The sequence below is a fragment of the Calidifontibacillus erzurumensis genome (genome assembly GCF_013303125.1).
In the GTDB taxonomy this organism is placed as follows: Bacteria; Bacillota; Bacilli; order Bacillales; family Bacillaceae_J; genus Calidifontibacillus; species Calidifontibacillus erzurumensis.
The window spans coordinates 1-24156 of the sequence record NZ_JABTTE010000033.1 but is presented as its reverse complement, the minus strand read 5'-3'; the positions used below and the strand labels follow the sequence as shown (position 1 = coordinate 24156).

At 39.1% G+C, this 24156-nt stretch carries 15 protein-coding genes; 6 read left to right on the top strand and 9 right to left on the bottom strand.

What is annotated here, in order from left to right:
- Positions 1-445: 445 nt before the first annotated feature.
- The 4 genes from HR057_RS16035 to sat all read right to left on the bottom strand — a co-directional run bounded on the left by HR057_RS16035 (position 446) and on the right by sat (position 7878).
- Complete coding sequence (locus HR057_RS16035; protein WP_173732454.1) at positions 446-2278, bottom strand: S-layer homology domain-containing protein; 1833 nt, start codon at positions 2276-2278, stop codon at positions 446-448.
- 725 nt (positions 2279-3003) lie between these two features.
- Positions 3004-4986: a S41 family peptidase gene (locus tag HR057_RS16030; RefSeq protein WP_173732453.1), complete on the bottom strand. Its 1983-nt coding sequence runs from the start codon at positions 4984-4986 to the stop codon at positions 3004-3006.
- Between the two features lie 762 nt (positions 4987-5748).
- Positions 5749-6351: an adenylyl-sulfate kinase gene (gene cysC, locus HR057_RS16025; RefSeq protein ID WP_173732452.1), complete on the bottom strand. Its 603-nt coding sequence runs from the start codon at positions 6349-6351 to the stop codon at positions 5749-5751.
- Positions 6352-6699: 348 nt separating this feature from the next.
- Positions 6700-7878 carry a sulfate adenylyltransferase gene (sat, locus tag HR057_RS16020; protein WP_173732451.1) on the bottom strand — a complete coding sequence of 393 codons (1179 nt, stop codon included), beginning with the start codon at positions 7876-7878 and terminating at the stop codon, positions 6700-6702.
- 618 nt (positions 7879-8496) lie between these two features.
- On the opposite strand from sat, the gene HR057_RS16015 reads away from it, so the two are divergent.
- From HR057_RS16015 to HR057_RS16000, 4 genes are all read left to right on the top strand, one after another.
- The gene (locus HR057_RS16015) at positions 8497-8832 is read left to right on the top strand and encodes a DnaA N-terminal domain-containing protein (protein ID WP_173732450.1); all 336 of its coding nucleotides are present in this window, start codon (positions 8497-8499) and stop codon (positions 8830-8832) included.
- A gap of 1344 nt (positions 8833-10176) precedes the next feature.
- On the top strand, positions 10177-11421 hold the full coding sequence (locus HR057_RS16010; protein WP_173732449.1) for an aminopeptidase: 1245 nt from the start codon (positions 10177-10179) through the stop codon (positions 11419-11421).
- 561 nt (positions 11422-11982) lie between these two features.
- A complete protein-coding gene (gene secA2 / locus HR057_RS16005; protein ID WP_173732448.1) occupies positions 11983-14352 on the top strand; it encodes an accessory Sec system translocase SecA2 in 2370 nt (789 codons plus the stop codon).
- A gap of 374 nt (positions 14353-14726) precedes the next feature.
- The gene (locus HR057_RS16000) at positions 14727-15653 is read left to right on the top strand and encodes an accessory Sec system S-layer assembly protein (protein WP_173732447.1); all 927 of its coding nucleotides are present in this window, start codon (positions 14727-14729) and stop codon (positions 15651-15653) included.
- Between the two features lie 10 nt (positions 15654-15663).
- Here the strand turns inward: HR057_RS16000 and HR057_RS17255 are convergent, their stop codons facing one another.
- On the bottom strand, positions 15664-15798 hold the full coding sequence (locus HR057_RS17255; protein WP_268990213.1) for a hypothetical protein: 135 nt from the start codon (positions 15796-15798) through the stop codon (positions 15664-15666).
- Between the two features lie 84 nt (positions 15799-15882).
- On the opposite strand from HR057_RS17255, the gene HR057_RS15995 reads away from it, so the two are divergent.
- On the top strand, positions 15883-18093 hold the full coding sequence (locus HR057_RS15995) for an FAD-dependent oxidoreductase (RefSeq protein WP_230474498.1): 2211 nt from the start codon (positions 15883-15885) through the stop codon (positions 18091-18093).
- A gap of 402 nt (positions 18094-18495) precedes the next feature.
- Here HR057_RS15995 and HR057_RS15990 read toward each other — a convergent pair whose 3' ends face one another.
- Together HR057_RS15990 and HR057_RS15985 are read right to left on the bottom strand one after the other, a co-directional pair.
- Entirely contained in the window at positions 18496-19062 is a 567-nt protein-coding gene (locus tag HR057_RS15990) for a dihydrofolate reductase family protein (protein ID WP_173732446.1), read from the bottom strand.
- A gap of 365 nt (positions 19063-19427) precedes the next feature.
- On the bottom strand, positions 19428-20654 hold the full coding sequence (locus tag HR057_RS15985) for a YecA family protein (protein ID WP_173732445.1): 1227 nt from the start codon (positions 20652-20654) through the stop codon (positions 19428-19430).
- 864 nt (positions 20655-21518) lie between these two features.
- Here HR057_RS15985 and HR057_RS15980 point away from each other — a divergent pair.
- Positions 21519-22280, top strand: a complete 762-nt coding sequence (locus tag HR057_RS15980) for a hypothetical protein (RefSeq protein WP_173732444.1) — start codon at positions 21519-21521, stop codon at positions 22278-22280.
- A 773-nt stretch (positions 22281-23053) separates the two neighbouring features.
- Here the strand turns inward: HR057_RS15980 and HR057_RS15975 are convergent.
- Together HR057_RS15975 and HR057_RS15970 are read right to left on the bottom strand one after the other, a co-directional pair.
- Positions 23054-23536, bottom strand: coding sequence for a hypothetical protein (locus HR057_RS15975; RefSeq protein WP_173732443.1), 483 nt, complete (start codon positions 23534-23536; stop codon positions 23054-23056).
- A gap of 8 nt (positions 23537-23544) precedes the next feature.
- Complete coding sequence (locus HR057_RS15970) at positions 23545-23742, bottom strand: helix-turn-helix transcriptional regulator (protein ID WP_173732442.1); 198 nt, start codon at positions 23740-23742, stop codon at positions 23545-23547.
- Positions 23743-24156: the final 414 nt, after the last annotated feature.

Genomic DNA, 24156 nt, shown 5'->3' with positions numbered 1-24156 from the left:
GACGGTGCCGCAGATGTGCCAGAGATGGTACACCAGAGGGGTCTGGCACCCTACCGCAGACGGTGCAGCAGGTGTCGCCAGAGACGGTACACCAGAGGGGTCTGGCACCCCACCACAGACGGTGCAGCAGATGGTACCAGAGACGGTACACCAGAGGGGTCTGGCACCCTACCGCAGACGGTGCACCAGATGTGCCAGAGATGGTACATGAGAGGGGTCTGGCACCCCACCACAGACGGTGCCGCAGATGGTACCGGAGACGGTACACCAGAGGGGTCTGGCACCCTACCGCAGACGGTGCCGCAGATGGTGCCAGAGACGGTACACCAGAGGGGTCTGGCACCCTACCGCAGACGGTGCACCAGATTCACCCCCAGACGGATCCGGCACCAAAAAACGGCACCAAAAAAATGGCACCGAAAAACGGCGCATAAAAAGGAGATCATCATTTGATGATCTCCGCATAGTTCCCTCTTTCACCTTTTGCGTAAATATACCCATCCTTGTAATCTGGATGATCGGATTTGACTTTGTACCATATGCCGTCGCTTCTTTTAACCTCGTCTAATAGAATCATTGTTACTCCAGCATACCGGTGCTCGTATAATAGATTTGCATTTGTACTTGGACCGCTTCTCACATTTAATGATGGAACTTTTGTCATGACCAAATCATAATGGTTCAAATCTTTTTGTCCTAAATATTCATCGATCAAATACATGCGCCCAGCAATTTTTTGCCCCCAATATGGGTCAGAAGCATAAAATAAATTTACGCCCACTCCTTTATGGCCTAAGAATGAGCCGAAATAATAGCTTTTTGCACCTGGTATTAAGTAATTTTGTTTTACATATTTTGCAGCGTATAAAATATTATCTTCTAAACTAGGAAACTCATACGCGTTAGCATAAGGATCGGCATCAATGGCACGAATTCCATATAAATTATTTTTCTCCATTGCAATTTTACTTGTTCCCCATGCACTTTCGTGAATCGCATGAGCAAGCAAATACAATGCGTTTACACCCGTCTCTTTTTCAGCTTGTTTAAAAACTTTTCCCAATCCAATAAGAGGTGAATTCGGTCTTTGCGATCTTACGTATTCATCAAGCTCTTCAGCGGTGTAACGGGTTTCTGAAAGTAAAGGCAAGTAATTAAAATATTGAAAATACGTGCCTCCTTCAAAATTTCTTCCATCAAAGCTATAGTCTTTTTCTCCTTCTTTTAAAAATCTAGGAGCAGGACCATAAATATAGCTTTCATATTGACCATTTTGGATCACATAGTGGCGCAAATATCCGTTAACTACTTTATAGTACGTTCTATTTTCCACTTCATCTTTCGGAACAATTTTTACATCGTCTGGATTGACATAGCCGACAACACCAGCCACTTCCACAGCAACGCGATTTCCAAGAAGTTCAAGAAACTTCATTTCAGTTCCTACATTTACATATGTACGGACTCGTTTCATCCCGTCTTCATAAATATTTATTAGTTTTGTAGAAATAGCGAGATGTTCTTTACGTGGGTCGATTTGATTTGTATCTTTTCCTTTTTCACTGCTTTGATCTTCTTTAGGATCTGTTTTATCTTCATGGTCTGAGCTTGTTCCATTGTCATTTTTATTATCCTCAGAACCTTGATTGCCTCCATTATTTTTCTCTTCATCTTGTTTTTGCAACAAAGTATACATTTTAAAAATAACTGCTGCTGTTTGGGCACGTGTCACCCCTTCTTTAGGGCGGAATGTTTGGTCTGGATATCCGTTCATTATTTTGTAAGCAAAAATTGGTTTTAGTGCATTTGGATATTTTATTTCAGAATGATCTTTAAAAGTTGGAATTGTAGTTTTATTTCCCGAGAGGCCATATGCTGATAAAACCCTGCTCACCATTAATGCAACTTCTTCACGGGTCAATGTACGGTCAGGTAAAAACCTTCCATCGCCCACGCCATTAATAAAACCTGCTGAAGCTGCATTATGAACTTCTTTACCAAGCGGATGATTTACTGTATCCAAAAACGTTTTGTCATTTGAATTTGGAAGATTTAAAGATCTGTTTAAAAATGCTGCAAATTGTGCTCTTGTCACAAGTCTGTCCGGGAAAAAATTCCCTTTGCCATCTCCATTCATAATATTCAGAGCCTCAAGCGATCGCATCTCTTGTTCAAAAACATGCCCAGTTATATCACTTTTTGCAAAAACAGCTTGTCCACCAAAACTAGTCAGGACTAAAAATGCTGTTAGAACTGTTACAAACGAAAATTTCTTCATAAAACCTCCCCCTAAGTTGGATAGAGTTTTGCCATTAGCAGGGGTTGAACCAATATGTACATGCAAAGGGTGAATGTATACACTTTCAGAAGTTCACCAAAAGGGTGGCCAGCACCGGTGCCGGAGATGGTACCAGAGATGGTACTGCAGAGGGGTCTGGCACCGCACCTCAGACAGTGCCGCAGACGGGGACGGAGATGGTGCCAGAGACGGTACACCAGAGGGGTCTGGCACCCTACCGCAGATAGTGCCGCAGACGGTACCAGAGATGGTACTGCAGAGGGGTCTGGCACCGCACCTCAGACAGTGCCGCAGACGGGGACGGAGATGGTGCCAGAGACGGTACACCAGAGGGGTCTGGCACCGCACCTCAGATGGTGCCGCAGACAGTGCACCAGAGGAGCCTGACCCCTCTTCTGCGCAACACCACAACGTAGACTGCACCATTCATCACTGTCTGTCCGTTCCTACCGCCGCCATTTCGACTTACACCCGCTCCCAGACCATACTTCTCCGATTCCAGACCGCCTCGAACTCGTTCGGAAACCTCGAGCCGCCGCTTAGAAACCACATTACTCTTGCTGGAAAACCACGTTCCTCCATTGGCAGTACCTTCTCACACCCGGCCGCAGACCATGATCCTCCGCTTTCTTTCCGGGTCACACTCGCTTGCAGTTCACGAGCCTCCGCAGCTAGTATCACCTCATTCCCGCACGCAGACCATTCTACTCTACCGACAACACCGCAAATTCAGTGCCGCCTTTTTCTTTAACGATCGTGCGGTAAAGGAATGTTACAAATTCCCCTCTCGTAACCGTTTTTTCTGGTGAGAAAGTCGTTTTTGTTGTACCGCTTGCCAACCCAGCTTGATAGATTTTAAGAATATCATTGTAGAACGCTGATTTTTTCACATCTACAAATGGCAGTACAGCCTCTCCGCCATTTCCATTTTTAACATTCTCCAATTGGAAAGCCCGTACTAACAATGCAGCCATTTCGCCTCTTGTCAGCACATCTCCTGTACCGAAACGATCTTTTGATTTTCCTTGCATAATGCCCAATTTTTTAACTGCAGCCACTGAAGAATAATAGTAACTTCCCGGCTGAACATCTTTAAATCCCGGATCTTCCACTTCATCCGTATGCAAATCTAAAATTCTAGCAAAAAAGACTGCAGCTTGCTCTCTTGTCACCCCTGCATACGGTCCAAACTGATTTTGTCCAATCCCTTTTAATAGCCCTTCATTGTGCAAAACAATAGCAGGACCCGCAAAGAAATCTCCAATTTTAATATCGGCAAAGTTTACCTCTTTTTCCTCTTTTTCTATTTTATCAGACGTTTCAAATTCTATCACATAGTCTTGTGCACCTGAATCTATCATTAAAAGATAACGAGAATTAGCATCCAATAGGTTTTTTGGCTTAATCATAAATTGATCAAAAGCCGTTGGCACCACATCGATGGCAACATTTTTTCCACCTAACTCGATTAAAGAGATTTTTTCTCCCAACGCTTGCACTGAAAAAATACCATCCAAACGAATACCGATGCTCACATTCCGCGGCACTTTTTTCTGAAATTTTTCTCCTGAAAGCTCCACGAAATCTTCTTCCATCAGCAACAAATCGCGATGAGCAATCGCCAGTTCTTCGCCAATTTCAGTTTCAACATCTGGAATAATTCCGACACCTTCGATCACATTGCCCCTTGGAGTAAAAAACTCCGCAACTGTCATTTTTACATAATTCCCGCTTGAAAGTTCAAAAACTGCTTGGGCTAAACCTTTTCCATATGTAGTCTGACCATATAGCCTGGCTGCACCTTCATCTTGAACCGCACCAGCTAAAATTTCCGATGCACTAGCACTATCACTATTCACAAGCATAATAATCGGTTTTGTTAATTGAGGGTTTTGCTTATTTGCTAAAACCAATTTTGTTCCAAGGTCCTGTCCCCTTACAATCAACGCAATCTCGACACCAGGAAACAATCCTGCCACATCTTGAGCCGCATCTAAATACCCGCCTCCATTATCACGGATATCAAAAATCCAACCCTTGACTTGACCAACACTTTTCATAGCTTTCTTCAACTCAGAAACTGATTCTTTATTAAAACTATTTAACCGCAAATAGCCAATATCGCCACCAAGCCAAGCCGATTCCACTGTTGGAGCAATTTCCGTTTCTTTTCGGATAACATCAATTGTAAAAGTTTTCTTCGTGCTAGGACGATAGACTTTTAAATGCGCTTTTGTTCCAGGCTCCCCTACCAACAATTTTTGCGCTTCAACGATCGTTTTTCCTTTCAAAGACGTTCCATTTACTTCAATAATAATGTCATCCAATTGCAAATCTGTATGGATCGCTGCTCCAGATTCAAATAAATGGACAACTTTTACGCCGTCCTCATGTTCCTCGCCGATAATACCAATACCGACATAGTTCATGTCTATTTCTTTTATTAATTCTTCAAATTCTTCTTTTGTAAAATAAACAGTATATGGATCAAGTTCTTCAAAAATTTCATCAATGGTCGCCTTGTTTAAAACCTTCTCGCTAAGTGGCACATAATAACCTTCTTTTAATAGGTCACGAACTTCATCAATATCATCAGCAAATACTGATGTTTGTAAAGAAAGGAATACTAAAGAAAACAAAAATAAAGCCCATAAATTTTTTCTCTCTAATAAAGATAATCGTCTCATTCCGTAAACTTCCTCTCATTTTCCAATTAAAAGTAGCCGTTCTTTAATATTACCACTAAAATCTAGTAAACACTTTAAAAATGAATAGGCAAATTGTAAAATTTTTTCACCAAGTTTTGACAAAATTTGCTGTAAATCTAGCAATTTTCATTGGTAGGTTTAAGCATTTGGATAAAAAAGGGTTTTAATTAATTAGACGAGTGGCAAACAAAATTGTTACATGATAAGTTAAAAAATTCCATGCATTATAGACATGGAAGTAGTACATATCATTGATTATGTAGCAATAAACTTTTCTATTAACAGCCATTCATAGATATAAAGCTATTAATATATACAAAAAGTTTCACACAAATGCTATTAATGTAAAAAGTGATAGACTACGTTGAATTCTCTTTGCTATTGAAAGCTGTAAGGGATGTCCAAAAAAATAGTTCAAAAATACTTTATTCCTCTCTAGTATGTAAGGAATTTCCCCACGCGCATAGCGTGAAGTTTAAAAAAATAGAGGGGGCGAACGAAATCGAAACTTCTGGCTACCCCCGGTTCTTGTTTTTATAAACAAATCTTTAAAACTCAAACCTTACGACGTTATTATTTTTTTACAAAAAGAAAGGTTTTTCCGAACGTGTGCAGCCATCACCTGCCATCTTCCGCCTTTTTCTAATTTGCCCCCATTCAAAAAAATATGCTGCTTCCTTAAAAACAATGCCAAAAATCTTTGGAAGTTTCTTTTCAGTGTAATGGATAAAATTTTATTGTTTATACATTTAAATACCCTTTTTCTTCCAAAAAATACAAGATTTTCGCAACGGATTGCTGTAAACTTTCTTTGTCCGTTTCTACAATTAATTCTGGATTTATTGGCGCCTCATAAGGGGCATCAATTCCAGTAAATCCTTTGATTTCTCCTTTTCGAGCTTTTTTATATAAACCTTTTGGATCCCGCTTTTCACATTCCTCAAGGGAACATTTTACGTAGATTTCAACAAACTCATCCGGGCCAACAAGCCTCCGAACCATTTCCCGGTCTTTCCGATAAGGCGAAATAAACGCAGTAAGCGTCATAATACCAGCATCGATAAAAAGCTTCGATACCTCTCCTATACGTCGAATGTTTTCCTGTCGATCCTCAGCCGAAAAACCTAAATTTCTATTTAACCCGTGACGAATATTATCTCCATCCAAAACATAAGTACGAATCCCACGATGATGCAATTCCTTTTCAACAGCAACCGACAACGTAGACTTGCCAGCACCAGAAAAACCAGTAAACCAAAGAATAGCACTTTTATGACCATTTAACCGACGCCGATCCTCTTTCGTAATGTGCGCCGGATGCCAAACAATATGATTAGACCTCATACCCCTCAACTCCTCAGATGATCACAACTTGTGGGATCAGACACCGCTCCCTGCGGTGCCGGAGACCTCTCCAACACCGTCTGTGGCACCATCTACGGGGCGGTGCCTGACCCCTCTACGGTACCATCTCCGGCTCCTTCTCCGGCACCGTGCCTGACCCCTCTGTGGCACCTCCTCCGGCACCATCTACCGTGCGGTGCCTGACCCCTCTACGGTACCATCTCCGGCACCATCTCTGATACCGTGCCTGACCCCTCTGTGGCACCGTCTCCGGCACCATCTACCATGCGGTGCCTGACCCCTCTGTGGTACCTTCTCCGGCTCCTTCTGCCAACGAAGTGTAAACCTTTATGCCTTCAACCCCCGGATTAGCACTTCTGCGACTTCCGGACGGGAAAACTCTGCCGGCGGCTTTTCTCCATTCCGGAGCATTTCTCTCACCTTCGTGCCACTTAAATGAATATGATCCTCTTTCGTATGTGGACATGTTTTGGCAGTTGCCATTTGTCCGCATTTCTTGCAATAAAAACTATGTTCAAATTTCAATATTTCAATTCCAATTTCTTCTCTACCAAACTGATCAAAAATCCGCTGGGCATCGTAGGTCCCGTAATAGTCACCGACACCCGCATGGTCTCGGCCTACAATAAAATGCGTGCATCCATAATTTTTCCGTACCAACGCATGCAAAATCGCCTCACGCGGACCGGCGTAACGCATTGCAGCCGGATAAATGACCAGCCGCACACGGTCTTTCGGGTAATATTTTTCAAGCAAGACTTGATAGCTTTCCATGCGAATTGCAGCCGAAATATCGTCACTTTTCGTTTCTCCCACAAGCGGATTTAACAACAACCCATCAACCATTTCCAACGCAGATTTTTGAATATATTCATGAGCCCGATGCACTGGATTCCTCGTTTGAAACCCAACAACCGTCTTCCACCCCAGTTCCTTAAACAGCGCCCGCGTTTCCATTGGATCAAGAAAAAATTGCTCAAAAGGCGCATGTGATGGCCGGTTCAATAAAACGATTGGCCCTGCCAAATATACATCACCATTTTCATAAAGCTTTTTGACACCTGGGTGCGCTATATCCGTTGTCCCATACACATACTTTGCTTCCAATTCTTTATCATAAAAAAATTTTTCCGTTAACTGTAAAATTCCATAAATGATGCCATCGGCTCCTTTTAATGCAATGGTAGAACCGATCTCAAAACGGTTGGCATCTTCCTCACGAACCGGCAAGGTAATCGGGATGCTCCAAACAATCCCATTAGCAAGCCGCATCGTTTTTAATACACTTTCATAATCTCGTTTTCCCATAAACCCCGTTAACGGACTAAACCCGCCAATTGCAATCAATTCAAGATCAGAAAGGCTCCAATCAGAAATGGTCAAAACAGGCATCTTTTGAGCTTTTTCCAATAACTCCTTGCGCCATACACCTGTTGCCACTTTATTAATAAGTTCTCCTCCATGAGGTAAGATCGTCCATTGTTTTATAGCAGCATCCGTAACCATCATGAACCCCCATCATTGTTTATTAGAAAGAAATATCCTTCACAAAAAAACAAATAGCGCCATCTACGCCGAAGTCATTTTTATCGATTTGATTCACAACATCGGCACAAAAACTTTCACCACAAAAAAAGCGCAGTTACTCTCCTACTGATAACAACATCAGTACAAAAAGCTATTACTATGCTATGAATCTTGGGCAAAAAGGAACCTTGTCATCCTGGAAGAAAAAACATTGTGTTAAAACCATCATTCGATCTTTTTAAAATTTAGAATCAACGTTCGCTTAATGATGCAGGATAAAACTGCTATAATTGAAAAGGCGTTTGGAAAATCATAATTTAAATTCATATGATGACCTTATCAGCTGCTTGAACTAATAGCGTTTAAAAAAGCATGACCAATAATTTAAACGCATGGTCAAAATAAAAAGTTTTTCAAAATGCTAATCATAAAACTTTGCTTCAATTGAAATGCATATAGAAGAAAGAAACATTATTGAAAATGCCAATTTCAAAGCGTAATCCTTTTAATAGCTTTAAAAAACATTAACAATATTGGAAACCCAAACCCAATTCAAATCATTTGCCACACTTGAAAAGCTCTGAAAGGGGTTCATTTATGGAAAAAACTAATGCAAAAAAAGCGGGCACATGCGTCCTCTATTCCATTCAAAAAGGGGCTATAGACAGCAAAGAACTTCAACAGTTATGGACAAAAGTGCAGAACCACCTTGAAAACCAACTTTCAAAGCAAAGTTATGAAACATGGGTTAAACCTACAGAGTTACTGGAGATCAATCATTTCAAAAGAGAGACAATCATTGCGGTACCAAATGAGTTTGCCCAAGACTGGCTTCAATCACGATATACTAAAATTTTCAAAGAGGCACTTTACAATGTAACAAACTGCTGTTTTCGAGTTATTTTTGTGGAGAGAAAAGAAGCGGAATCTTAAGATGTTTTTGCTATACAACAACCCGAACTTACCGGGACAAAACTGCTGCTTATCTCCCAAATGCGATCGTGTAATTTAAAAATTTTCTTCTAAGCGACTTTTCACCAACTTTTTAGGAATTTGAAAAATGTATACATATAGTTAATTCTCAAATCGATGTTACATACTTGTTAAAAAGTTTAGATAAACAAAGGATTTGTGTAGATACCTGTAATGTCTAATTAAATAACCAAAAGAATAATCCTCCCTTTTTGCTGGTTATGCTAAAAGGAGGATTTTTTTTCGAAAAAAATTCTAAAAGATGCATATGATTTTCTTATAACGATAAGAGGACTTGTAGCAAAGATTCATTTATACAGACACTTAGTTACACGCGCTGAAGTGTTTTTGTATGCAGCAAATTTTGTGAGCAGGAAATCAGCCGCTACCCTATTCATGCAGTGGTGTTTTTGTATGTAGCAAAAATTTTGTTCAGGACTTAGTTGCTATCTACTTGCTTTGGTCCCGTTTGTATGCAGCAAATTTTGTGAGCAGGAAATCAGCCGCAACCCTATTCATGCTGTGGTGTTTTTGTATGTAGCAAAATTTTTTCAGGACTTAGTTACTATCTACTTGCTTTGGTCCCGTTTGTATGCAGCAAATTTTGTGAGCAGGAAATCAGCCGCAACCCTATTCATGCTGTGGTGTTTTTGTATGTAGCAAAATTTTTTCAGGACTTAGTTGCTATCTATTTGCTTTGGTCCCGTTTGTATGCAGCAAATTTTGTGAGCTGGAAATCAACTCCTCCCTTTCCATGCTGTGGTGTTTTTGTATGTAGCAAAATTTTTTCAGGACTTAGTTGCTATCTACTTGCTTTGGTCCCGTTTGTATGCAGCAAATTTTGTGAGCTGGAAATCAACCGCCCCCTTTCCATGCTGTGGTGGTTTTATAAATAGCAAAATTTTTGTTCAGGACTTAGTTGCTATCTACTTGCTTTGGTCCTGTTTGTATGCAGCAAATTTTTTAAGCTGGAAATCAACTGCTCCCTTTCCATGCTGTGGTGGTTTTATAAGTAGCAAAATTTTTTGTTCAGGACTTAGTTGCTATCTATGCGTGTTGTGGTGATTTTTGTTTGCAGGAAAAATTTTTTGCGCAAGAATTCAGTTGCTATCTATGTGCGTGTTGTGTTTTTTGTTAACTGGCAAAATTCTTACACAAGTCTATGCCCTGTGTCCTTTTTTTGTTCACAGCAAATACAGAAACACTCTACTTTCTCGGATCCCAAGGCACATTTAATAATTAAGAAAATTCAATATCATTATGCTATTATTGTTTTACATACATAAAAAGAAGGAGGTTTCTTCAGTGGCACTACCAAATTTTGAGAAGAATTTGCAAAAATACGCAAAGTTATTAGTAACAAAAGGTATTAATGTACAGCCAGGCGACTGGGTGAAGTTAACAATTTCTGTTGACCAAGCAATGCTAGCTCGTTTCATTACTGCAGAATCTTATGCATTAGGGGCTGAAAAAGTCATTGTAAAATGGCAAGACGATGCGATCACAAAATTGCATTATTTGCATCAGCCACAAGAAGTGTTAACAAATATTCCTAAATATGAAATTGACGAAACAGAAGATCATATTTTGAACCATCGGGTCTCTCGTCTAGTAGTTATATCCAGCGATCCTGGTTTGTTGAATGACGTAGATCCAGCGAAAGTGGCTGCATATCAAAAAGCCGCCGGAAAAGCATTTAAAGTGCAACGCGTAGCCACACAAAATGATGATATTAAGTGGACAGTTGCAGCTGCAGCCGGTGCGGAATGGGCTGCAAAAGTTTTTCCTGACCTATCTACTTCCGAAGAACAAGTTGATGCCTTATGGGATCAAATTTTTAAAACATGCCGTGTGTACGAAGATGACCCGATTGCAGCTTGGGATGAACATAAAAAGAAACTGAATGAAAAAGCAGCAAAATTAAATGAAATCCAGTTCCACGCTTTGCGTTTTACGGCACCAGGAACCGATTTCACAATTGGGTTGCCTAAAAATCATATTTGGGCTTGCGCTGGCAGTGTGAATCCAAAAGGTGAAGAATTTATTGCTAATATGCCAACGGAAGAAATTTTTACTTCACCAGATACACGCCGTTTAGATGGTGTTGTCCGCAGCACAAAACCGCTTAGCTATGCAGGTACTTTAATTGAAGGTATTGTCGTTCACTTTAAAGATGGAAAAATTGTTGAAGTTTCCGCTGAAAAAGGTGATGAAACAATTAAGAAGCTCGTGTTTGAAAATGAAGGTGCAACTGGTTTAGGGGAAGTGGCTTTAGTTCCGGATCCATCACCGATTTCCCAATCCGGTATTATTTTCTATAACACATTGTTTGATGAAAATGCTTCAAATCACCTTGCCATCGGTTCCGCTTATCCGACGACCCTTCAAGGCGGGACAAAAATGAGCGAAGAAGAGTTGAGGGAACATGGATTAAATACTTCCAATGTTCACGTTGATTTCATGATTGGTTCAAGCGAAATGAACGTTGATGGAATTAAAGGGGACGGGACGGTTGTTCCAATTTTCCGCAATGGCGATTGGGCAATTTAATGTAGGAAGATTGTAAGGCGATAGGAGCCTCAAACATTTCGATATCGATGATTGGATCGAGTGAGGCCCCTGTCCCATTCCCCCTATTTATGTAATAGTTTCCTTTCGCAAAAACATTCAGGGTCTTTCGGCCACAACCCCGGAATGAAAATAGTTTCCTACCATCGTATTTTGGAAGTTCCATCCTCCACCACCCTTAAAAACATCCATATTTCTTTATAAACTAGATCAACATCCCCTATTTCAACAAGACAAAGATTTCCTAAAAAAAAGGAATGCCCACTTTAATAACAGCAGAAGCTATCTTACAAAAAACCTTCTGAACCTCTCACCCCCTCTCCCAAATCCTCTCCAACACAAAGATGTATTTCTTTCCGTCTTTTGTTATACTATAGGATGGAACTTTTTTAGACCTTATTCAACATATTTCAACCTATTTCTACTATATATACAGAGGACATGAATGATATAAAAACAAAGAGGCTATTTTATTCATAAACTAAGGCAATTATTGCCATAATGAATACATATAGGCTTTCACTTGTAAAAGGAGAGAACGGCATGCTGAATGCAATTAAAAAAATTATTGGTGATGAACAACAACGGAAGTTAAAAAAATACTATAAAATTGTCGAGCAAATTAACCGTTTAGAACCAGAAATGGAAAAGCTTTCAGACGAACAGTTGAAAAAGAAAACTGAACAATTTAAAGAGGAACTGGCGAAGGGGAAAACAATTTTTGACATTCAGACAGAAGCTTTTGCCGTTGTTCGTGAAGCGTCAAAGCGTGTGCTTGGAATGCGCCATTTTGATGTCCAGCTGATCGGCGGACTTGTTTTGACTGAAGGAAATATTGCTGAAATGGCGACTGGCGAAGGGAAAACATTGGTGGCCTCTCTGCCAGCCTATTTGCGTGCCCTTGAAGGAAAAGGCGTTCATATTATTACTGTTAACGACTACTTAGCAAGACGCGACCGCAACCTCATTGGAAAAATTCATGAGTTTCTTGGCCTAACAGTCGGCTTAAATATTCCGATGATGGAACCTGAGGAAAAGAGAGCTGCTTATATGGCAGATATAACATACGGGATCGGAACCGAATTCGGCTTTGACTTCCTCCGTGACAATATGGTTCAAGAAGCAAGCCAACGGGTGCAACGGCCATATCATTATGCAATTATCGATGAAATCGACAGCGTTTTGATCGATGAAGCAAAAACGCCGCTCATCATTGCTGGAAAAGTACAGTCAGCTGCAAACCTTCATTATATATGCGCTCGTCTTGCAAAACGCTTTGAACGCGATGTTGATTATACATTTGATGATGAAACAAAAGCAACCGTCTTGACAGATACTGGTATTAACAAAGTAGAAAAAGCTTTTGGTATCGACAACCTTTATGATTTAGAACATCAAACATTATATCACTATACAATTCAAGCGTTGCGCGCCCATGTTATGTTCAAACGCGACGTCGATTATATTGTCCAAGACGGCAAAGTGATGCTTGTTGATATGTTTACTGGACGGATCATGGAAGGCCGCACGTTAAGCGATGGATTGCATCAAGCGATCGAAGCAAAAGAAGGACTTGAAATAACTGAAGAAAATAAATCTCAAGCTTCCATTACAATTCAAAACTATTTCCGTATGTATCCGATTTTATCAGGTATGACAGGTACTGCAAAAACAGAAGAAAAAGAATTTAATTACACGTACGGTATGGAAGTTGTACAAATTCCTACGAACAAGCCTGTCATCCGCGTTGATATGCCAGATCGCGTCTACATTACGAAAGATGCAAAATATAAAGCGATGGTAAAAGAAATTAAAGAACGCCACGAAAAAGGGCAGCCGATTCTTGTTGGAACAACATCGATCATCCAATCCGAACAAGTGGCTGAATACCTTGATAAAGAAAAACTGCCATATGAACTTTTAAATGCAAAAACAGTTGAACAGGAAGTTCGTTTAATTTCATTGGCAGGTCAAAAAGGGCATATCACGATTGCCACAAACATGGCTGGTCGCGGTACCGATATAATGCTCGGAGAAGGTGTTGCTGAATTAGGCGGTTTGTTTGTTCTTGGTACGGAAAAACATGAAAGCCGCCGCATTGACAATCAATTGCGAGGACGCTCTGGACGTCAGGGCGACCCGGGTGCTTCCCAATTTTTCATTTCCATTGAGGACGAGCTATTCCGCCGTTTTGCAAGTGAAGAACTTGAAAAATTAAAGCCAAAGTTACAAACAAATGAAGATGGGCTTATTTTAAATAAAAATATTCACGAATTTGTTGAACGAACTCAGCGCATCTGTGAAGGCAGCAACTTTGCAATCCGTGAATATAACCTAAAACTCGATGATATCGTGAATGATCAGCGCAAAGTTATTTATCATTTGCGAAACAAAGCGCTGGAACAGGAAGATATCCTATCAATTGTACTTGAAATGATTCCAAGATATTGCCACTACTTAATAGATAAATATTGTGACAAAGAGCTGGTTCCGGAAGAATGGCCGCTTGACAAACTAGTGAACGAATTAAACCAACTAATTGTTGATCCAAAAATCCAACTTCCAGAAGAAATCGAGGACCTGGAACATGTGCATGCTTCCGTCGCATCCTTTGTTGAGCAATATCTAGAAAAACTTGAAATACTCAAAGACAATACGAACATTCAGGAAGTATTACGCCGTATTCTCATCATGACAATCGATAGACATTGGGTCAACCATCTCGAATCGATGACACGGCTTCGAGAAGGAATCGGGTTGCGTCATTACCAACAAGAAGATCCACTCCGACTTTATCAAAATGAAGGTCTTGAAGTGTTCAATCGTACCTTCTCGCTCATTGATCGAGATACGAGCATCCAATTAGCAAGGCTTGCCGCACCTATTTTTGAAAAAGAAAATGAAGAAAAATAGAAGACAATAGCAAGTGACCGCGGTCTGCTAACGTCAGATCGTCGGTTCCTTTTCTTAGAGCTAGCAAGAGGACAAAGATAGAAGACCGGAACTCGATAAGCGGGTTTCGGCATTCTTCCCCTACTTGCAAATGATCCACGCACAATGGGATCACCGGGGATCTTTGCTTCCTGGCATGCTGCCAAAGACGTGCTACAACAATTGACAACGGGCTCTTCCTCTGTCTGCTTGTAACATAAGGCAAAACTCGAGAGCCACTTTATATCCAGGGATCCAGCACAATATAAAATTTAGGACAAACCCTTCATTGTCCTCTATTAAAAAATAATGATAGCGGTATTTCTTAATACTGTGAAAAACAGGAGTGTGTTACGATGTTATCATTTTTTAAAAGAAAGAAAAATGAAGACGAGAAAATTAAAAGAACAGGTAGTGACCATGCAGTTTCTGCAAAGGATTTGCTTCATATAGATGGTGCAACGACAGAAGGCAATCCTGATGAAGAAGTGTACCCAGAGCTTTCACTCCATCCTGATTGGAATATTCCTATCGAACAAGAGTACGTTTTTCGCTTTTTAAATAATGAATTGCCTCCACTTAAGCCAAATGAAGTTTCGTTAAACGGCATTGAAATTGAGAAAAAAGAAAAAGCTATCGTTTGTACAGCGTTTGTCCGCAGCAGTATTGATCAAACAATTGAGATTGGAACAACACCGCTACTTTTGATTGGTGAGAATGAGATTTACGGACGCAAAGAGTTTGATTTAACGCAAGTAGGTCATTTGCCTCCTCGTAGCAGCCGTCCGTTTCAGTTTGTATTTGAGGAAAAAGATTTATATAAACCAATTTCCGCTATTCAAACAGAAAATTGGGGCCTTGTATTTGAGTTGCAGCGAGAAAACCGCAACCACACATTAGACCTTGCTGAAAGCTGGGAAAAAACGTTAGCAGAAGAAGATAAAGAAAAATTGCGAAAAATGGTAGAATCTATGACTCCTCCAAAACCTGGAGAAGTTCAATTTGTTGGAATTCAAGCCAAATTTACAAATGAAGGAAAATTACTTGTGTCTTTGTTAATTCAAAATGGAACACAACAAAACATTAAACTGCAGCAATTGCCATTGGTCGTAGAGGATGCAAGTGGTGACATCGTTGCACAAGGCGGTTTCATTTTGGACGATTTTGAAATTAAAGCAAACACAAGCAAACCATGGAACTTTGTCTTCCCTGCATCACTTTTAACAAAAGATGTAAATGAAATTGATTTATCAAGCTGGCGCGTTTATCCGCCACAAGAGTAAAGTCAATTCTTTATTCGGCAGATATCAAATCCATTTGGAATGGATTGGCATCAACTAAACATCTTTCAAAATGTTTGATGGTAGAAATCAATGGATTCTCTGCCATCAAACTTTGTTTTTCAACTGCTTGATGGTAGATTAACAACGGCACTCCATGTTTTAGTTAGATTTGCAACAATCTAAGAAGAAAAATTTATTAAAGTACCACTTCACAGCAAGGATGCGGAATATGAAATTCAAGGATACCTTTCTTTTTTTTATAACTACAATGATTTTTTTGATAATTACACCAAACGCTCAAGCTGCCCAAGGTTCCCCTGCCCTTGAACGTGAAGAGCCTACGTATTACAATGGTAAAGTGCTTCAAGACAAAGGAACTCATCCTAAGGAAACAAAGCACATTCAACACAAAGAAAAGGCACTTCCTTCTGAAATAGAGCACCAGAACAAAGCAGGTCTTCTTATTGAGGACGATCCTCTTACCGACAAAACTTATCATCAAGAAAACCCTCGAAAAAAAGAAACTGCTTTTTTTAATGAGGACAACATCCACAACAAGACAGCTTTTCATATTGAGAGGAGTCGTCACAATTCAAATAAATTTCGAAATAAGGATGGGCGCCTCAACGTTAAAACTTATCACCAAGAACATACCCACAAAAGGAAAATACTTTTTCATAGTGAAGAAGCACTGCTCGGAACGTTGGCAAACTGGGTGAAGCTTACTTATGGTCGTATCAACCCAGTTGAAAAATATGACGTTGTTGTAGTCGGCAGCGAGCCTGAAGGGATTGCAGCTGCGATTGCGGCAGCGAGAGAAGGACAGCGCACGCTTTTGCTAGATAAAAAACCAAAAGTTGGTGGGCTTTTTACTCTCGGAAAGTTAAACATGCTTGATATCAATTGGTCTCAGACGGGCGAAAGTTTAAATCAAGGACTTTTTCTTGAATTTTTTCAAAACATAAACAACCGAACTTCTTTTGACGTCGAAGAAGCTCAGCGGGCTTTTGAAAATATGCTGGCACGCGAAAAAAATATAACAGTTGAACTCAATGTCCAAGCCTTCCTTCCGATCATGAATAAAAATCATGTGGAAGCGCTGTTTTATAAAAATGAACATGGTGAACTAAAAAAAATTATCGCCAAGCAGTTTATTGATTCAACTGCTAATGCTGATGTTGCCCAGCTGGCTGGTGCAAGTTTTACAATCGGTCAAGAAGATTTTCGAAATGAACCGAAAATGATGGCTGTTACGCTAGTTTTTGAAGTTGCAGGCATCAACTGGGAAAAAGTGAAAAACTACCTTAATCAAGATAACGATTTTTATACAGGTGCTGACAACTATTCAGCTTGGGGCTATGGAAGCGAGATGAAAAAATATAAATCACTCCATGAAAATGTACGAATACGGGCATTGAATATCGGACTCCAAAATAACGGTCATGTGCTTATCAACGCCTTTCAAATTCTTGGTATCAATGGTTTGAAATTTGGCGACCTTCAAGCTGCTAAAAAAATTGCTAACGAAGAGTTGCCCCACATTGTCAAATTTCTTCGTGACAATCTTGTTGGCTTTGAAAATGCTCGGCTCATAAGTCTTGCTGATGAAGTCTACGTACGTGAAACACGTCATCTGAACGCCGAATACAGGCTGACAGTTGACGATGTACTAGAAAACCGTGATTTTGCTGACCGGATTGCTTTTGGCAGTTATCCGATTGATATGCAAGCAACAACGATCGAAGAAGGCGACATCATTATCGGAAATCCTGTTCAATATGCGATTCCGTTTAGAAGCATCGTACCAAAAGGATTTGATAATCTGCTCGTTGCTAGCCGCAGCGCTGGATATGATTCATTGGCCCACGGCAGCGCAAGGACCGTTCCCATTGGGATGACCGTTGGACAAGCAGCTGGTGTTGCCGCAGCTTATACAAACAAACAAAATATTGATTTTCAGACGATCATAGCTGATAAAGAAAACAGGCATATCCGTAGGATCCAAGCGATATTAAATGAAAACGGTGCCAATTTGAAGCCTATTTTACAGCATAAAAATCCTATCATGGATCATTGGGCATATGAAGGCGTAAAATTTTTGCGCAGGTTTGCTCTCATTGCTGCTGGATATGACAATAAATATAATCTGGAAACAACCATTTCCAAAGGGGAATTTGTTAACTTGGTCGAAAAAATAGCCAAATATATAGAAACACCTTCACCAATCCATTTTCCATTTGCAGAAAATGTTTATGAACAGAATGTTATCGTGAGAGATTTGCTGCAATTTTTGAGATACAATCGTTTAGAAGTTAATTCTCTATCACCAACTATAAAGAAAGAACTGCAATCGGAAGGACTTGAGCCAACATCCATCGTATCAAAGGCGCTTGTCTACATGTTTATCAAAGAATTTTTTGAATTGAAAAATGCAACTTAGGCGTTCGCTTTTAGCCAAAGAAGACTATAGAATTTATACAAAATGGATACGGAGGGTGCTTACCAACTTCGTATCCTTTTCTGTGAAATTGTTGAGGGAAAGTCTTGTCATCATTTTCATTACACCACCTTAACTTTTTTAGCTCCTAAGACAGGCAAAAAGACGAACATATATTCTACATCCCTATTATATAAAAATATCAAAATATTTTCAATCATTTGTTAAAACTTTTAAAAAGGCTTGCTTCCACAAATGATGAGTTTTAATAAATCATTAAGTTTTTCAAATCCCCATCGTGGCTAGTGGATTTTTATATAAAGATCTCATGGCCAAAATGATAAAAAGGCTAAAAATATGCAATTTTTTTGCACATTTTCAGCCTTAAAACATTTTTTTCTTTATTTAATTTGCGTTTGATTGGTAAATAAGCTGTACAACACCAGAAGGAAACGTCTTTGTTTCCACCAGTTTTAAATTCACCCTCTGCTTTATATCAATAAACAAAGGTTTTCCTTCACCCAAAATAATAGGATGGACAGATAATCTATATTCATCCACAAGAGCTAAATTAACAAAAGTTGTAATAAGACTAGCACCGCCGTATAACCAGATATCTTTTCCTGGTTTGTTCTTTAGCTTCATTACTTCTTCAAAAATATGATCATTGATGAATCTTACTTGATGATCCGCACCTTTCTGCGTCCTTGAAAAAACTACTTTTTCTTTACTATGATACAATTCCCACATTTCTCTATCAGCATCATCCATCGTATCAGGCATAAATTGTCCCCATAGTTCGTAACTTTTTCTCCCATAAAATATCGTATCTATTTGGTTTAAGAACCCGGTAAAGTTCATTTCAGGCTCCATGATGCACCAATCTATTTCACCATTTTTCCCTTCAATGAAACCATCCAATGTAACAGCCAAATCTAAAATAACTTTTCTCTGTCCGGTATGATTTGTCATTCCTTTTTCCTCCAAACTTCTTAACCGTTTGATGGGTTATTTTTAAAAAGTAAATATTTTTGTCCATCATTTTTAATCCTAATTCTTTCACGAAGTTGTTGGCTTGAATTCCTCAAAGTTAAATATTTTACGCCATAGAAAAATCCCATCAAGGTAGACTATTAAGAACATCGTAACATGTCTTTTTTCAGTCTACCTAGATGGGATTAGCCTCGGATGTTGTAAAGGTCAATCTCTTTTAACACAACCGGTCGGTCATATTTTCGCCAAATTTTTCCAAGGAAATAATAGCTTTCTACGAACCTTCCGGGCTAATGAAAATTTGATTTAGTTTGCCACAAGCTTTCCTATTGACCTATATCACTTCAAACAGAAACCTGTTCTTCGATATGGCTGTCAAATTTATTTACACACAACTCTCTCAACTCTTCTTCAAGCACACAAGCCATCTCGCGCGAACGATTGCTAACACTTCCAAGGGATGCCTCATAAAGCTCAGCGGTTGCCTTTTGCGTGCGGCGATAATGCGGAAATACTTTGTCTACTAAAAGATAGTGAAGAGCGGCTGCATAAATTTTTTCATTTTTGATTAATGGCTGCTTTTTGTAGTAATACTTTTGCCATAATGTATTCCCTGTTTCCACAACAGACTCCGGCAAGTCTACACTTTGAGCTTTTTCTTCCAATAAATTCACAACAGCTGCTGCAGTATCGTCTAAACTTATTGCACCGGTTGAAAAATGAGTTGGTTCCATTAATTTCCGTTCGTTACCATTTTCACAATCAGTGGCTAATTGATTATTTTTGCTAACGCTTACACCTAATTCCTCTTTTGTAAAAGTTTGGCAATCTTCAGAATCAACTTCATCAAGCTCGCGGTCAGACATGAATAGATCGACAAGCTCCAAAAAGCTTTGTTGCAAAAATGCAGAGGCTTCACGATTGCCATCCATCTCTGCCTGTTCATTCATGAATTTAGCATATTTCCGACGGACCAAACTTTCAACCTTATCTGCCATTTCATCTTCATAAGATAGAACAGATGTAAAAAAGGTGGAAACATCATTTAAAAACGGCACAATATAGCCGAACAAGAAAGCACCTTGCTTCGGAACTTCCGTCACAGTATCTATTATTTTTACATTCTTTGTTTCGCTTGTAAAAAGATCACGAACAACGATTTGACGTCCATCAACAGATACGACTGTTGCAGCCGATGGTGTTCCTCCAATCCATGACCGGACAATATCCTGTACTTGTGGTCTTGCAGTTTGAAGACGTGACAAGCAATATTGTTCAAGTGACGTTTTACCGTTCAAAATTTTGCTTGAAAAAAGCATCCAAACACCAACAAAGAAGTAGAAGGAATCACGCATTTTTTCTGGTGGATTAAAATTGCGAAACTTTTGTTGAACAGCTGCCTTAAATACTGGATGGGAAAAAGAATAACGGAACAGCTCTGACTGAGCTTGAACAACTTCCCGCTCCAAAATGGCAACTTGAGATTCATTGCTTTCACGGGCAGCACAGCATTTCTTAAATTTTTTGCCACTGCCGCAATAGCACGGATCATTCCTTTTTATATTAAACATAGAAACATTGTCCCCTTTCAAAAACAAAACAAGACGACGATTCGACTATTTTTTCACACTAACTGTTTTAATTTTAGTAGATTTAAACATTTCTATCAATGAAATTATGAAATTATCCACAAAAATGTATGTTGAGGTATATTTTGTTAATATTTTTTCAATTAAACTTGGGGACTGCATTTGTAGATCAGTGAGTTAGATTAAGGCTGTTTTTTGCAGGCGAAAAATGGTTTTTACGTATATTGGGTGAAACATCAATTTTTCAATTAATGTTTTTGAATGATAGTTCCACTTTTACATATGATTTGAAAGAAAATTGTCGATGAATACCATTCGCTTTTTCTCTTAACGAACACTTTTTGATTGATCACCAAAAGAACGTAAGAACCATTTTGTTATGCAATATACATAAGGCAAAATTACGTTGTGAAGTGAGGAAACAATTATAAATTTACTAGTAGATCAGTGCGAGTTATTTGTTGTGAATAAGCTGTCAGGGATTCCATTTACAAAATGAGATTTAGATCTGTTGTTGATAATAGTACGTAACAGTAAAAGAATATTTAGATTTTCCACTTTGATCGATAAGGAAGTCACAAAGGGACAGAAACGAATGTGTTCATTCGTGTGTTGGGATCAATACGATGGACACGTGAATTAGACGGCATCGGGGTTCGGATTAATAGTTGTGTAGGCAAAAAAGCAGTAAAGTACATGGCGGTCTAGCTGCTTTTTTGTTTTTATGTCCAATGTGTTTCAAACAATCACTATGTTTGTGAGGAATTTTTTACTAATTGGACATTTTACTGACATGTAAACGACTTATTGTTTTTAATGTAAAAAGTCAAATTTAGGAGGGAACATATGAGTAGTTTTTTAAATTTTAAAAGATTTGTAGTAACAGGAGCTTTATCTTTAGGTGTCATTGGCGCTGCTGCTTTTCCTGCTTTCGCAGAAGCGAATGTTGATAAGGTTGCAGATGATTCTAGCCAAACAACTATTACGGAAATAAATATTGATAGAGATCCACACAAAGCTCCGCTAGTTTTGAAATTTAACTGGGGACAAGATGTAGATGAAGCAACAATGAAAAAAATACAAGCGATTTTGGATGAAACAAAAGCAAAACTTGAAGAACTAGGTGTGACATGCCCAGCAAAATTTGTAATTGGGCATCCGTTTGAAAACTTGGATGAAGCTACGAAAGAAAAAGTCCAAGGAATTATGGAAAAAGTTAAAAGCGGCGAACTTTCCCGTAATGAAGCCCAGAAACAATTAGAAGAACTAGGCATCCAATTACCAATACAAGGTGAATTCATAAAAAAAGGCTTACATCACAAGATCCAGAATGAATTGAAAGAAAATAGTGTTGATCAATCGAATCATGTCATTTTTAAAACAATCGATGGTGATCTTCTTGAAAAAGGTGTGTTACACCACAAAGGGATTTTATTCAGAAATTTAGATGAAGCTACAAAAGAAAAAGTCTTGAAAATCATGGATCAAGTCAAAAGCGGTGAAATTACCCGCACCGAAGCACAACAGCAATTAAAAGAACTTGGCATCAACCTGAAAATCGACATCATAGAAAAACTAAATGACACAACAAAAGAAAAAGTACAATAAACACTAAAAGAAACCCAAACACAAATCAAAACAATAATAGAATAAATCTCTGCTGGAGGGGTCAGGCACCTTTGACGTACCATCTGCGGCACCATCTGCGGTGCGGTGCCTGACCCCTCTGGTGCACCATCTCTGGCACCTTCTGCGGTTCGGTGCCTGACCCCTCTCCTGTACCATCTCTGGCACCGTCTCCGGCACCATCTGCGGTTCGGTGCCTGACCCCTCTGGTGCACCATCTCTGGCACCTTCTCCAGTGCGGTGCCTGACCCCTCTCCTGTACCGTCTCTGGCACCTTCTGCCGCACATTGCCGTCACTTTAGGGCAAGGAAAGCTTATTAGATTTAATTAAACATTTATTTAAAATAAAAATTCCTTCATTTTGATTCGATTTAAATAAACGTTTGTTTAAATAACTATAGTAAAAACACATTTTAGGGCCATTTTTTCTCTCTGGCAAGCTAACCCTTATTCATGTAACTATAATCTCATCATTCCACTATACCGCTGCACATTAAAATGTCACATACCTATGGAGCATTGTTTTATTCCTCATTTCTACCACTCCCCTACCCTATTTGATTTAAATTAACAAATAAAAAATGGACTACCGAAGCAGCCCATCATTGCTCATTTTTGTGCGCATCTATATTGAATGTAATTATATTGTCCCCAATTTTTCAAATCGACCTGCAGTATTTTTATGAATGCTCCCCTTAGATACCATATCCAAAACATCTATAACAAAATGTCACAATCTCTACTCCACAGCAAGTTTACTCTGAATTATTTTTATTCGGTGTTAAAGCAATAAGAACACCAATAAGATTAGGCAGAATACTGAACAACAAAAACTTCCAGTTATTCGTTAATATCGAGATAATTGTAAATACAATAATAGACACCGCAATTATAATGATACCTAACTTTACACGTGAAGGCTCCAATAAGTCTGGATTGGACATGTTGATAGACAAAACACCCCCAATTATACTCCAACTCCCAAGATGCGCTATTATGAGAATACTTAAAACGATTGCAGCACTTATTTCAATTCCAAATAATATTAACGAAAAGAGAACATAAAGCGTTCCTAATGTTACATACCATGAATAGGATCTCGCCTTTTGCCAAATATGAAAGTAAAGTTCATCAAGACCTCTGTTTTTCCTAGCTTGTTTCCGTCCAAACCACCAGGCAAATAATCCTAATATCATTCCACTATACAATCCAATAATACCACCGAAAGAAACTTCCATACTTTCACTCACTCCTCTTCAAATATAAACACATCTTCAATCCTACAATTGAAAACTTTTGAAATATTATAGGCAAGCTCTAAAGATGGATTATATTTGCCTGATTCAATTGCAATGATTGATTGCCGTGAGACACAAACTTTTATAGATAATTCCTCCTGCGTAAGATTATTTAATTTCCGTAATTCCCGAATTCTATTTTTCATAAGGCCTCCACAAAAAAGTAAAGTAAACTTTACATTCTCTTTAAGTAAAGTTTACTTTACATCCACAATTTATGTCAAGTAAACTTTACATTTTCGTTATTCATACATACAAAAAAGGAATGAAGATTAATTAGAGGCCAAGGAATTTTAAGGTGAACCTTCTATTCTTCCTCTATATTAATCCCATTCCTATAAAAAATTTCGTTTTACAAATGGTAACATCATTTTTGGCTCGAGAAGAAAAAGTTCAATCAAGCAATAAACTTCTACCACAGGTGTCAGATCTCTCTGGTGTACCGTCTCCGGCACCATCTACCGTGCGGTGCCTGACCCCTCTCCGATACCGTCTCCGACACCATCTACCGTGCGGTGCCTGACCCCTCTCCTGCACCATCTCCGGCACCATCTACCATG

Excerpts from the sequence above, each read along its gene's own strand:
- HR057_RS16035 (WP_173732454.1), bottom strand. The coding sequence starts at position 2,278 with ATGAAGAAATTTTCGTTTGTAACAGTTCTAACAGCATTTTTAGTCCTG.
- HR057_RS16030 (WP_173732453.1), bottom strand. The coding sequence starts at position 4,986 with ATGAGACGATTATCTTTATTAGAGAGAAAAAATTTATGGGCTTTATTT.
- cysC (WP_173732452.1), bottom strand. The coding sequence starts at position 6,351 with ATGAGGTCTAATCATATTGTTTGGCATCCGGCGCACATTACGAAAGAG.
- sat (WP_173732451.1), bottom strand. The coding sequence starts at position 7,878 with ATGGTTACGGATGCTGCTATAAAACAATGGACGATCTTACCTCATGGA.
- HR057_RS16015 (WP_173732450.1), top strand. The coding sequence starts at position 8,497 with ATGGAAAAAACTAATGCAAAAAAAGCGGGCACATGCGTCCTCTATTCC.
- secA2 (WP_173732448.1), top strand. The coding sequence starts at position 11,983 with ATGCTGAATGCAATTAAAAAAATTATTGGTGATGAACAACAACGGAAG.
- HR057_RS16000 (WP_173732447.1), top strand. The coding sequence starts at position 14,727 with ATGTTATCATTTTTTAAAAGAAAGAAAAATGAAGACGAGAAAATTAAA.
- HR057_RS15995 (WP_230474498.1), top strand. The coding sequence starts at position 15,883 with ATGAAATTCAAGGATACCTTTCTTTTTTTTATAACTACAATGATTTTT.
- HR057_RS15990 (WP_173732446.1), bottom strand. The coding sequence starts at position 19,062 with ATGACAAATCATACCGGACAGAGAAAAGTTATTTTAGATTTGGCTGTT.
- HR057_RS15985 (WP_173732445.1), bottom strand. The coding sequence starts at position 20,654 with ATGTTTAATATAAAAAGGAATGATCCGTGCTATTGCGGCAGTGGCAAA.
- HR057_RS15980 (WP_173732444.1), top strand. The coding sequence starts at position 21,519 with ATGAGTAGTTTTTTAAATTTTAAAAGATTTGTAGTAACAGGAGCTTTA.
- HR057_RS15975 (WP_173732443.1), bottom strand. The coding sequence starts at position 23,536 with ATGGAAGTTTCTTTCGGTGGTATTATTGGATTGTATAGTGGAATGATA.
- HR057_RS15970 (WP_173732442.1), bottom strand. The coding sequence starts at position 23,742 with ATGAAAAATAGAATTCGGGAATTACGGAAATTAAATAATCTTACGCAG.